The organism is Microcoleus sp. B13-B6 (assembly GCF_036705405.1).
Lineage (GTDB): Bacteria > Cyanobacteriota > Cyanobacteriia > Cyanobacteriales > Microcoleaceae > Microcoleus.
Genome location: NZ_JAUBUJ010000082.1, coordinates 18,769 through 31,321 on the forward strand (window position 1 = coordinate 18,769; position 12,553 = coordinate 31,321).

The window sequence follows — 12,553 nt, forward strand, 5'->3', positions numbered from 1 at the left end:
ATTATGAGTCAAGTGAATCTTTGGACTTCGGCGGAACACGCTTTGTGGTATCTTGCTAAAGCTGATGGAATTCCTCACCGCACTGAAGGTGAAGCGGTTTTGTTGGAGGAAGTGCCGAAAAATGTTAAGCGAATTCTGGATGTGGGTACGGGAGACGGGCGGTTGCTGGGTCTGCTTAAGTGCGATCGACCAAATGTTGAATGTGTGGCGATCGATTTTTCGCCGACAATGCTGGAAAAAGCCAGAATTCGCTTTGCTGATGACCAGAATGTCACGGTAATCGAGCACAATTTTGATGAATCCTTACCGGATTCGGGCAAGTTTGATGCGGTTGTTTCTAGTTTTGCGATTCATCATGTAGCAGACGATCGCAAACGTTCGCTTTACACTGAGATTTTCGCGCTTTTGGAACCGGGAGGCATTTTTTGCAATTTGGAGCACGTAGCGTCACCAACTCCCGCTTTGCACGAGAAATTTCGAGAGGCAATTGGTATTAGCGATTCGCCCGATGATCCGTCTAATAAATTGCTGGATGTCGAAACGCAACTGCGCTGGTTTAGAGAAATTGGTTTTGACGATGTAGACTGCTATTGGAAGTGGCGGGAACTCGCTTTATTAGTTGGGGTGAAACCTGTTTAGAGTATTTCGTGAAATTCCTAGATTAGGTAAGGACACGGCAGTGCCGTGTCCCTACAAATATCGCATACAATCTGTATGACTTGCGTGAATTAATTAAATTAAATCCGGTACTTTAGGTTTGATTCGGCGCTCGTACCAGTTCATTAGCGGGGTGGAAGTAATACCGTGCAAAACCACAGAAATTATGATTGTTGAAAAGGTAATCCAGGCAATTCTTTCCCCTGTTTCGCCTTCCAAACCCTTACCAAAAGCATAGGTAAGATAATAGATAGAACCGACACCACGAATGCCGAACCAGCCATAAAGCCAGCGGTTGGCGGGATGCAAAGGACTGCCGATCGTACTAATCCAAGCTCCCACAGGCCGGATTAAAAAAATCAACAATCCAGCTACTAAGAGGGAGTATCCTCCATAGGCCAACATAGGCTCTAGGCGCAAAAGCGAACCTAATAGTAAAATAGTTGCTACTTCCATTAACTTTTCTATGCGCTCGGTAAAGTGCAGTTGGGAAAGTGGCTTTTCTAGATTGTGGTAACTCCGCTGCACGACAATTCCTGCTACAAAAACTGCGAGAAATCCGTAGCCGTTGACTACTTCTGTGAGGGAATAGGTGAGCAGAATTGTGCACAGAGCAATGAAATCTTCCATTAATTGATCGGCCGGTCGATAGTGTTGGAGCCGGCGATCGATCCAGGTGACGGCTTTAGCTACTAAAATTCCCATAACGATACCTGCGGCGATCGCCCAAATCAAGTCAACTGCTACCCACTGCGAAAACCACTTCGACCAGTTGTTATCTTTTAGCGAATAAATGCCGAAATAAACAAAGGGAAAAGCTAAAGCATCGTTTAAACCGCCTTCCGATGTTAAACCAAAGCGCAATTCATCGCGATCTTTTATATGAGCTAACTGAACTTCTGAGGCCAAAACTGGATCGGTGGGAGCGAGAATTGCTCCGAGTAAAATCGCCGCGCCCCAATCTAATTTCACAAACCAATGACCGATCGCAGCCACAGCAAAAATCGAAATTGGCATTAAAAAACCGATCAGCCGCACTGTGGAATTCCAAGCCCAAAGTTGCAGCGGGCGATTCATTTTTAAGCCGCAACTGAACAGAGAAACAATAACTACAAATTCTGTGAGTCTTTCTAAAAATTGAGCTTCGGGACGCAACTCAATCAGCTTGACGCCGTAGGGCCCCAATCCGATACCGACAACTAGATAAATTAAGGCATAAGACACCGGCATTCGCGAGATCCATCCCGAACCCAAGGTGACGCTCAGCAGGAGGATGCCAATAACTAGCAATTTGAGAATGTAACTATCCACCATAGAGAGCACACTTTTAATCAGGTTTACCAAGTGCGATTCTGACAGATAAAAGCTTCTGCGGCATCCACCACCCGCTAGATTCACATATCCTCCGAAAGTTGCATTTGTTATACCAAATTGTTTATGCTTCTAGCCTGCGGCTGCGGGCTTTGTCTTTGGAACCAGTAAACTCCGTGACTTACAATCGCTCGGAATTGTTTATTGCATTCATCTGACTAATAACTAATAACTAATGACTAATGACTAATGACTGAGGACTAATAATCAATTAGAAAGACCACTTTTTTCGGTAGCAATGATATGCAAATCTACGTGTTTGAGCGATCGCACTAACTGTTGAGTTAAAGAACCCCGCAGCAGCAAATGCCAGCGGGATTGCTGGCTTTCGCCGATCACAATTTGAGTAATGCGATACTGTTTCGCTACCTCCGAAATCGCTTTGGCTATATTATTGCCGTTTACCCGCAAAAATTGCCCGTTAAATTCTTGACAAAGTTTCTCACAAGTTTCAACGTGCAAGCTTTCTGCTTTTGTTAAAAATCGGTCGGGATCGTTGACAAACACAGCATAAAATTGGGCATTCATGTAGCTAGCAATCCTCGCGCCCCGCCGCAGCAGTTGCAAGGAATTCGGATAAGTCGAGATGCACACTAATACTCGTTCGTGAATGTTGCAAGATTGACCTTTTAAAGTTGCTGCCTCGTCTTCAACATTGTCTGCTACTTCTCGCAGGGCAAGTTCTCGCAAAGCAATTAAATGACGGCGCTGGAAAAAGTTTTCTAAAGATTGTTCAATTTTTTCGGGAGCATAAATTTTTCCTTCTAGCAACCTTTCTTCTAAAGTTTCCGGCGTTACATCGACAACGACTATTTCGTCAGCATCTTCGAGGACGCGATCGGGTACTCGCTCTCGCACTACAACTCCGGTAATTCGAGCTACTAAATCGTTGAGGCTTTCTATGTGTTGAATGTTGAGCGTGGAAAAAACATCAATCCCAGCCTTGAGAATTTCTTCGACATCTTGATATCGTTTTTCTCGCAGAGAACCCGGAATGTTGGTATGAGCCAGTTCGTCTATTAATGCTAATTGAGGACGGCGTTCTATGACAGCATCCGTATCCATTTCGTTGAGTATTTTTTCGCCGCGCCGCATTTGTTTTTTGGGAACTATTTCTAGTCCCTCGGCTTTAGCTGCTGTCTCTTTCCGCCCGTGAGTTTCTAACAGTCCAATTACCACATCAATGCCTTCAGATTTGAGCGTGTGTCCTTCTTCCAGCATTCGGAAAGTTTTGCCGACACCGGGGGCCATGCCGATAAATATTTTGTGCTTTCCCCGGCGGGGGGTGCGATCGTAAGTGCGGTTCGGCTGGGCGTAAACCGCGTCTGGATTGTTGGTAAGTTCGCTAGAGTGAATCATAGCTGAGTAGTGGGTTGTCAGTTGTCAGTTGGCAGTTGTCAGTTGGCAGTTGTCAGTTGGCAGTTGTCAGTTGTCTGTTGTCTGTTGTCTGTTGTCTGTTGTCTGTTGCTACAAATAACTAATAACAAATAACAAATAACTCATAACTAATGACTAATGACTAATGACTAATGACTAATGACTACGGACAACTGACTACTGACTGTCAACTATTGTAAACGGTCGAGAGCCAAATTCAGTTTGAGGACGTTAACTCCCGGTTCGCCGAAAATGCCGAGAAATCTGCCATCTGTATTTTTGGCTACCAACATTTCTACTTGATTGAGATTGAGCGATCGCACCGTTGCTATCCGCTGAATTTGCGCCCTAGCTGCCTCTAGGCTAATGTGCGGATCGAGGCTAGAACCAGAGGTGTAGACTAAATCAGCAGTCGGTTTGATACCAGCTTTGTTGAGGCGATCTAATTCAACTTGCACTCCCTGAAAACCCTCTTTCTCATTACCTCGTTTCAGCAACTCCGAGTTACTGGGGGCCAGGTTGCTAGCACCAGAAACGCCTGTTCTTTGACTAACATTTTCTCCCTTTGTCGGATCGTAATTTTCTGTCGCAAAACTGCTGTAATTGGTGGTGCTGGGACGACCCCAAAAATATTTATCTGATCGGAAAGGTTGACCAATTAACGAGGAACCGACTACAACTCCCTGCTTAGTAATTAATAAGCTGCCGTTTGCCTGGGAATTAAAAGCAATTTGACCGATTGCTAGCAAGATTAAAGGGTAAATAATGGCTGTAATTCCCCACAAAACCAGGGTAAGGCGAATGGCTCTAATTATTTCTCTCATAAATTACCTCGCTCGGTTATTTGCTAAGGGTTAATTATTGACTAAAATCTTTCCGGCTGAAAGATGACTACAAACAAGTAAATAGAAAGGGCGATAATCACCAAACCCAGGAGACTTAAACCCCAGACAGCTTTTCGGGTCAAATCTTCGCCCGCCGCCGCGTATACAGCGGGGGCAATTATAGCATTGAAACACATTACTAGAAATAGCTGTACCGGGATTGGGTGGCGCTGCCAAAGCATTTGTGCTAACTCAATAATTTGTTGGAAATCTCTGGGAAAAATATCATTCAGCAAATCATTCCGTTTCATGAATTCTCCTTATTTTGGGAATAAATATCTGTCTTTCTATTGGATGATTTTTTGGAAAAAATCGAGGCAGAGCCTCTGGATCTGCGTTCCTCGGCAGAGCCGGGGAACGAGAATCATCCGTTACATTCCTCGACCGATCCGTTGCCGAACTTCTCTTATGCTAGCCCAACGGCGGCTATCAAAATATCAATAATTTTGATAGCAATAAACGGTGCGACGGCTCCTCCCAATCCGTAGATTAAAATGTTCCGCTGCAACAGTTTATTGGCGCTCAAAGGTCGAAACTTGACACCTGTTAATGCTAGTGGAATCAAAGCGGGAATAATCAGAGCATTGTAAATTAATGCCGACAAAACTGCCGATTGACCGCTGGCTAAACCCATGACGTTTAAAGCGCCAACAGGGGCAAATATTGCCGGAATAATTGCAAAATATTTGGCAATGTCGTTCGCTAGCGAAAACGTAGTCAGCGCGCCGCGAGTAATCAGCAATTGTTTGCCAATTGTAACTAAGTCAATTAGTTTGGTGGGGTCGGAATCTAAGTCCACCATGTTAGCGGCTTCTTTCGCGGCTTGGGTTCCAGAATTCATCGCGAGTCCTACGTTTGCCTGGGCTAGTGCGGGTGCGTCGTTGGTTCCGTCTCCCGTCATTGCTACTAATTTGCCTTCTGCTTGTTGCTGGCGAATTACATCGATTTTGTCCTCGGGAGTTGCTTCGGCAATGAAGTCGTCAACGCCTGCTTCATCGGCAATTACTGATGCTGTAATTCGGTTATCTCCGGTGAGCATTATTGTGCGGATGCCCATTTTTCGCAGTTGGTCAAACCGATCGCGAATTCCCGGTTTGATGACATCTTTCAAATAGATAATGCCATAGGTGTCGCTGCCTTGACAAACAGCTAAGGGCGTGCCTCCCAAGCGCGAAACTCGCTCGTAAGCTGCATCGAGATCCGGCCCAAAATTGCCACCGCGCGATCGCACAAAACCCTTCACCGCATCCACCGCACCCTTGCGAACCTCCGTCCCATCGGGCAAATCCGTGCCAGACATCCGCGTTTTTGCGGAAAAATCAAGCCCCGTGGCGTTGGTGCGATCGAAATTTACCTGTGCGCCCAAATTCTGAGCCAAACGGACGATCGACTTTCCCTCTGGAGTATCGTCAAACAGGCTAGCAGCAAGGGCTACACTCGCAACCTCCTCCAGCGAGTGACCGTTTACCGGAATGAACTCCTCAGCTAAACGGTTCCCCAGCGTGATCGTCCCCGTTTTGTCCAAAATCAGCGTATTCACGTCGCCGCAAGCCTCCACGGCGCGTCCAGAGGTCGCTATCACGTTAAACTGAGCGACGCGATCCATGCCCGCAATGCCGATCGCGCTCAGCAAACCGCCGATCGTCGTCGGGATCAGCGCCACCAGCAGCGAAATCAGCGTCACCACGCCCACGGGAGTTTTCACATAACTTGCGATCGGCGGAATCGTCGATACCACTATCAAAAACACCAGAGTCAGCACCGCCAGCAGAACCGTCAGCGCGATCTCGTTGGGCGTTTTCGACCTTTCGGCCCCCTCCACCAGCGCGATCATCCTGTCCAAAAACCCCTTACCTGGGTCAGCCATCACCCGCAGCGTCAATTCGTCGGAAAGGATGCGCGTACCGCCGGTGACGGAACTGGCGATGTCCGAACCCGGTTCCTTGAGCACCGGCGCGGATTCGCCAGTGATCGCAGATTCATCTACCGAGGCGACGCCTGCAATCACTTCGCCGTCGGAAGGAATGACATCGCCCGCGATCACTTTAATTTGGTCGCCGCGTCTCAGGGATGTCGAACTAACTTCTTGAATTGAACCGTCTGGTAGGAGTTTGCGGGCTGTCGTGTCTGCTTTGGTCGATCGCAGCGCATCTGCTTGGGCTTTGCCGCGCCCTTCGGCCACCGCTTCGGCAAAATTAGCAAATACCAAAGTGAAGAACAAAATTAACGTCACTAAGCCGTTAAAAACTACCTGATTTTTGCCTAAAACCGGGCCGAACAGCGTGGGGTCGATCGTTAAAAGTGCAGTCACAATTGTGCCTATCCACACCACAAACATCACCGGATTTTTTAGCATCACCCGCGGGTTTAGCTTGACAAAAGCTTCTTTAAAAGCTCTTTGATAAAGGCCTTTAGTATTTGCTTTCGGCGTGTGCTTGCGAGACTCGCGAGAGCCTCTGGGAGGTTTTTTTGGGGAATCGGGAGTAGGGGATGAGGTCATGTCGATTGGGGATTTTAATGAACCGCAGAGAACACAGAGAACACAGAGAAAGAGAAGAGTGAGGTTGAGGATTTTCGCTACTGAGGGGGAGGAGTTGGTGTTGTGGGTACAGCTATTGATGCTGGTTCAAACTTGCCGCTGCTAATTTCATATCCTTCGGCAATTGGCCCTAATGCCAAAACTGGGAAAAATGTCAGTGCGCCTAGAATTAAGATTACTCCTGCGGTTACGCTAGTGAACAAAACTGAATCGGTTCTGAGAGTGCCTGTTGTTTCGGGAACCAGTTGTTTGTTTGTCATGCTGTCAGCTAAAAGCAGCAGGGCAATAATTGGAATGTAGCGCCCTAACAGGAGGCTAAAACAGGTGCTTAAATTCCACCAAAGTCCTGTCGGGGCGGGTTGAGAGTCGGTCAATCCTTCTAAGCCGGAACCGTTGTTAGCTGCCGCTGAAGCGTATTCGTACATTACCTGGGAAATGCCGTGAAATCCGGGGTTGCTGATGCCGCTCAAACTGTCGGTAAATGCGAGGGTAATTGCACCGGGGATTAAAACTGCGATCGGGTGGATTAATAAAACAACGCTGGCTAAAACAATTTCCCGTTTCTCAATTTTGCGTCCCAAAAATTCCGGCGTTCTCCCCACCATCAATCCCGTGAGAAACACGCTCAAAATTGAGTAAATAAACAAGTAAGCCGTTCCCGTTCCCTGTCCGCCCCAAACGATTTGCAGAAACAAATTAAACAGAGTAGCAAAACCAGCGGGAGGCATTAAAGAATCGTGCATCCCGTTGACAGCGCCGCACATTGTGCCTGTCGTAGTCACCGCCCACAGTGCAGTCTCTGCCCAACCAAACCTAACTTCTTTGCCTTCTAAATTTGGCTGCTGCGCGCCCAGTAAATTATTAATTTGAGGGTTGCCGCTGTACTCGCCAAATGCTGCAATGCCAATCAAAATTACATAGATGGCAAACACCATCCAAAAAATCAGCCATCCCTGCTTTTTGTTATTGGCAAATCGACCGTAAGTGTGAATCATAGCTGCTGGTATAGAAACCATTGCTAGTGTTTCCAGCAGGTTGGTAAAAGGATTGGGATTTTCAAAGGGGTGAGCCGAGTTCATGGCAAAAAATCCGCCGCCATTTTCTCCCAGTTGTTTGATGCTTTCAAAGTGAGCTACTGGCCCGCGAGCTATTACTTGCGTGCCGCCTTCTAAGGTACGGGCAACTGCCGGCCCTGCTAGGGTTTCCGGCACTCCAGACATTAGCAAAAGTAAGGCAATTATTAAAGAAATCGGTAGCAGAATCCTGGTAATTGATTGAATTAAATCGATGTAAAAGTTGCCCAATGGACGACCTGTTAAGCCCCGAATAAAGGCAATGCCTACTGCTAAACCCGTGGCGGCTGAGGTAAACATTAAAAAACCCAGAGTTAACTGGGATAGATAACTGAATGTTGTCTCGCTGGAGTAATGCTGTTGGTCGGTATTTGTGAGGAATGAAATAGTTGTGTGCAGCGCAGTATCCCAGGTTGGGGTACTTAAGCCGGTGGCATTTAAAGGCAGCACTCCTTGAAGCATGAAAATTAGGAAAACAAATATGCCCATTGCTGCATTGCTGTAGAGTAAAGATCGCGCATATTGCCAACCTGTCATCGAATCTACATACCGGATATTGCTGGCTTTATAGATAATTTGTTCTAGGGGTTTAATAGCGGGGTCGAGAATGGTTGCTTCTCCCATGTACACCCGCGCCATGTAATTACCAAAAATAGGGGCGATCGCTACTACAATGATTAGCGTTAATACGATTTGAATTAATCCTTCAAGCATAACTGAGCCAATACTTTCTTAAAAGTGCAATCTGCTTTTAACAATCAATATACTTGCCGTTAGGATTTTTGATAATCAGCCCGCAGGTATAAGTTGCCGTTTACCCGTTATGCTTATATGCTTAGCTGCTATATATTTTCACTGATAGACAAATGTTTAAATATTTTGCACTATCTATGCTTGCAGATATAGATGTTATCTAAACGCTTGTTTTTGCGTCATAGTAGACAAAATTTTGGCGAATAAAAACCGCAGGGATAAGGCAGAGAGTAAAGTGTAAATATAAAATATAAAATGGATGGATAAAGGATGTTAAACAGCTTATTGAAAATCACAGACAACCAGGCAATTCAAGAGAAGTATTTGCGGGGCAGGTGGTCGATCGCAATTTTATTGGCGATCGTTGTAGTGCTGGAATTTACTACACCGTCGGAGTATCTGTTTGGGTATTTGTACACAGGGCCGATTTTACTGGCAAATTCGCGCTTGAGTCGGTTGGGTAAGTTGCAAATTACACTGGTATCGGCAGCTTTGACGCTGTTAAATTTGTTTTTTCCTCCTGGAGAAACGATCGCCCTAGCAACTGTAGCAAATAGATCGATCGCAGTCATGGCTTTAGGGGTGACGGGATATTTGAGCGATCGCAACCAGCAGTACCAAGAGACGATCGCGATCGCTAAAGCTGAGTTGCAGTCGCAGCAGCAGCTAGCAAGCATCCGAGAAGATTTTGTCTCTACTTTGAGTCACGACTTGAAAACGCCGATGCTGGGGGCTATAGAAACAATTAAAGCTTTTCAGTCAGCAAAATTTGGGAATGTCACCGCCAGTCAGCAAAAAGTTCTCGAAACAATGGCGCGATCACACAAAATGTCACTACAATTAGTAGAAACGCTGCTGGATGTTTACCGCAATGATGCCGAAGGTTTAAAACTGCAACTTGCGCCGGTAAATTTAGTAGCTTTGGCAGAAGAAGTAATCGCAACACTCATCCATTTGTCGGCGGCGCGCCGGGTTTACATTAGTATGAGTTACGGAGAGTCAGATTTCCGTCGTTCTTTGTGGGTAAATGGCGATGCGGTGCAACTCCAGCGCGTTTTTGTTAATTTGCTAACAAACGGCATCAACCATTCTCCTCGCGGTGGCAAGGTAGAAATAATCATGGAATCTTATTCGAGTTTTCAGGTGGTGAAAGTTATCGATAGCGGGTTAGGAATTACCGCCGATGAACTGCCCCACTTGTTCGAGCGTTTTTATCAAGGGCACAGCGATCGGCAAGCCAAAGGATCGGGATTGGGGTTATACTTGTCTCGCCAAATTATTGACGCCCACGGCGGTATAATTTGGGCAGAAAATAAGTTGCCACACGGTGCTTTATTTGGATTCCGACTCCCTGCTATCCCACAGAAATGAAACCAGCTTATCCATTACGAATTCTCCTAGTTGAAGACGACGAACTGTTTCGGTTGGGGCTGCAAACCAGGTTGCAGCAAGAAAGTTGCTTGCAAGTAATTGCCGAGGCAGAAGATGGCGAAACAGCAGTAGAATTGACTCAGGAATACTTACCAGATGTGGTAGTTCTCGATGTCGGTTTGCCGGGAATTGGCGGTATTGAAGCGTGCCGCCAAATTAAAGATCGACATCCAGCAATTCCGGTTTTAATTTTAACATCTCATTCTCAAAAATCCTTAATTGAAAGATTAATTGCAGCGGGAGCTCAGGGCTATTGCCTTAAGGGAATTGCGGCGGAAACTTTGGTTTTGGCAATTCGATCGATAGCAGCGGGTGCTTCGTGGTGGGATAAGGCGGCAACTGCGGAAATTCGGGCAGTTTTTGCTAATCCTGAACCTGTGAAAGTTGGGTCAAAATGGGAAGTTTTGGAAAATCCGCTGACGAAGCGAGAACAGGAAATCTTGGCTTTAGTTGCGGGGGGGAAAAGCAATCAGGAAATTGCACAAATATTGTACATTGCTCCGGGGACTGTGCGGGTTCATGTGCACGCGATTTTGCAAAAGTTAGAAGTGCGCGATCGCACTCAAGCAGCAGTGCTTGCTATTCAGAAAGGATTGGTAGCAGAAGAGCTTTTAGCGATCGAACCCTAAAAAAGCGAGTTGTGTACTGGAATTGTCGGTTTTTTAAAGGAATTATTGGCTAAACCCGCCCCTATCAAGAGGCTTCTGTTGCAGGCTCACGGGAAATTAGTATTCGTCTTGATTGTTAATTTTACTCATGACATTTAATTTTTGAATTTGCTAAGCTAGACAGGCCTTAATTTTCCTACCGTCATCTAACCAAAGGTGTATTATGCCAAATTTTATCAGTTCAGTTTTTAGTTCGATCGCCTTTCTCGACTCTGCCCTTCCCGACAGCCAAACTCTCCACAACGGCATCGCAGCGGGGACAGAAGTTATTACCCTCGATGCGGCGCGGGATGGAGTAGCACAAATTACTGAGGCTCTAGCGAGTCGCAGCAATATCAAAAGCATTCATATCATCTCCCACGGCCGCCCCGCGAGTTTACTGCTAGGCGCGATCGAGCTAAACTTGACAAATTTAAAAACTTATGCTAAGCAATTGCAGCGTTGGTGGCGCTCGCTGGCAGACAGTGGAGAGATTTTGCTTTATGGGTGTGATGTAGCGGCGGGGGAAAAGGGCGCTAACTTTGTGCAGCAACTGAGTCAGCTAACTAAGGCAAAAATTGCGGCTTCTCGATCGCCGATCGGCAGTTCGGCTATGGGCGGAGATTGGGAATTAGATTATACAACAGGAGCCGTGTCATCTGGGTTGGCGATCGACCCAGCCACAAGAGCCACTTATCAATTTGTGTTCGGTTTTATCCTCTATGACGGCAAAGACACAAGTAACTTTCCAAACGGATCGCCTCCCGGTATCGGGACATCAGGTAGCACCAGCACCCAATTAGCTTACGGACAAGTACCTCTTCCCATACCTATTTTTCTCCCATTCGGTGGTGGTATCCTAGCTACAGGTGCGTTCTCGCCAAACACGGGCATTAATACTGCGAGCGTGACGGCGGCTAATAACACTACAGGCTATGCAGGCTACACCAACTACAGATACACTCCCGCAACTCCGACCCCGACGCCAGCAACATTTACTCCAGTCAGCGCAACTTTTCCCGCACTTGACCGCATCAACGGTTACAGCGTTTCTTTTCGAGTTGCAGTCACCGCTGAAAACAGTATTAGTAACGATCGGGCCGGTTTCAGCATCATCGCCATTAGCAGCGACGGTCAAAATGGCATTGAACTGGGTTTCACCAAGGGGAACTTTCCCCCCAACGGAGGTATATTTGCTCAAACCGGTGGTACACCAACATCAGCTCCCACCTTTACTCGCGGGGAAAATGCAGCTTTACCTTTTAACATCAACACTCCTACAGACTACAAACTCGTAGTTCAAGGCAACACTTACACCCTGTTTGCCGGCCCAACAGCAATACCAAACCTGACAAATCAACCGCTACGCAACTACACGGCATTTAATCCAGAAGCCAGTCAGCCGCGTTTACCCTACAATCCCTACAGCCAGCCAAACTTCCTATTTTTCGGGGACGCCACGGATCAAGCAAGTGCCGCTTTTACTCTCGGCCCCATCTCGGTTAATAATTTCCCGGTGGCCGCCACTGGCAGCTACAGCGTCCTGCACGACAAAGTGCTCAGCGTACCAGGGCCTACCGACGCCAACAGCGACCCGCTGACGACCACTGTAGTCACAGACCCAACCAACGGTACACTCACACTCAACCCCTTGGGCGACTTCAGTTACAATCCTAAGCCTGGCTTTGTAGGCATTGATACCTTCACCTACAGCGTTAGCGACGGGGCTGCGACTGTCCCCGCTACGGTGACAATCAACGTTACTAACACTGCCCCAACAGCAAATCCCGACAGCTACACCGTCCCCCACGACACACCTCT

At 46.9% G+C, this 12,553-nt stretch carries 10 protein-coding genes; 4 read left to right on the top strand and 6 right to left on the bottom strand.

Annotated features, from left to right (window positions below):
• The first annotated feature begins 3 nt into the window (after positions 1 to 3).
• Positions 4 to 639 carry a class I SAM-dependent methyltransferase gene (locus tag QUB35_RS28255; RefSeq protein WP_333144953.1) on the top strand — a complete coding sequence of 212 codons (636 nt, stop codon included), beginning with the start codon at positions 4 to 6 and terminating at the stop codon, positions 637 to 639.
• Between the two features lie 93 nt (positions 640 to 732).
• Here QUB35_RS28255 and QUB35_RS28260 read toward each other — a convergent pair whose 3' ends face one another.
• From QUB35_RS28260 to kdpA, 6 genes are all read right to left on the bottom strand, one after another.
• Positions 733 to 1,971, bottom strand: coding sequence for a sodium:proton antiporter (locus QUB35_RS28260; protein ID WP_333144954.1), 1,239 nt, complete (start codon positions 1,969 to 1,971; stop codon positions 733 to 735).
• 264 nt (positions 1,972 to 2,235) lie between these two features.
• Entirely contained in the window at positions 2,236 to 3,387 is a 1,152-nt protein-coding gene (locus QUB35_RS28265) for a universal stress protein (protein WP_333144956.1), read from the bottom strand.
• 209 nt (positions 3,388 to 3,596) lie between these two features.
• Positions 3,597 to 4,229: a K(+)-transporting ATPase subunit C gene (gene kdpC, locus QUB35_RS28270; protein ID WP_333144958.1), complete on the bottom strand. Its 633-nt coding sequence runs from the start codon at positions 4,227 to 4,229 to the stop codon at positions 3,597 to 3,599.
• Positions 4,230 to 4,270: 41 nt separating this feature from the next.
• Complete coding sequence (gene kdpF, locus QUB35_RS28275; protein WP_333144959.1) at positions 4,271 to 4,540, bottom strand: K(+)-transporting ATPase subunit F; 270 nt, start codon at positions 4,538 to 4,540, stop codon at positions 4,271 to 4,273.
• Between the two features lie 155 nt (positions 4,541 to 4,695).
• On the bottom strand, positions 4,696 to 6,789 hold the full coding sequence (gene kdpB / locus QUB35_RS28280; RefSeq protein ID WP_333144960.1) for a potassium-transporting ATPase subunit KdpB: 2,094 nt from the start codon (positions 6,787 to 6,789) through the stop codon (positions 4,696 to 4,698).
• Positions 6,790 to 6,866: 77 nt separating this feature from the next.
• Positions 6,867 to 8,615 carry a potassium-transporting ATPase subunit KdpA gene (gene kdpA / locus QUB35_RS28285; protein WP_333144961.1) on the bottom strand — a complete coding sequence of 583 codons (1,749 nt, stop codon included), beginning with the start codon at positions 8,613 to 8,615 and terminating at the stop codon, positions 6,867 to 6,869.
• A gap of 309 nt (positions 8,616 to 8,924) precedes the next feature.
• On the opposite strand from kdpA, the gene QUB35_RS28290 reads away from it, so the two are divergent.
• The 3 genes from QUB35_RS28290 to QUB35_RS28300 all read left to right on the top strand — a co-directional run.
• Positions 8,925 to 10,025 carry a HAMP domain-containing sensor histidine kinase gene (locus QUB35_RS28290; RefSeq protein WP_333144962.1) on the top strand — a complete coding sequence of 367 codons (1,101 nt, stop codon included), beginning with the start codon at positions 8,925 to 8,927 and terminating at the stop codon, positions 10,023 to 10,025.
• A complete protein-coding gene (locus tag QUB35_RS28295; protein ID WP_333144963.1) occupies positions 10,022 to 10,714 on the top strand; it encodes a response regulator transcription factor in 693 nt (230 codons plus the stop codon). The genes QUB35_RS28290 and QUB35_RS28295 overlap by 4 nt, the downstream gene beginning before the upstream one ends.
• A gap of 202 nt (positions 10,715 to 10,916) precedes the next feature.
• Positions 10,917 to 12,553, top strand: a 1,637-nt coding sequence (locus QUB35_RS28300; RefSeq protein ID WP_333144964.1) for a DUF4347 domain-containing protein, incomplete at its 3' end; no start/stop codon positions are given.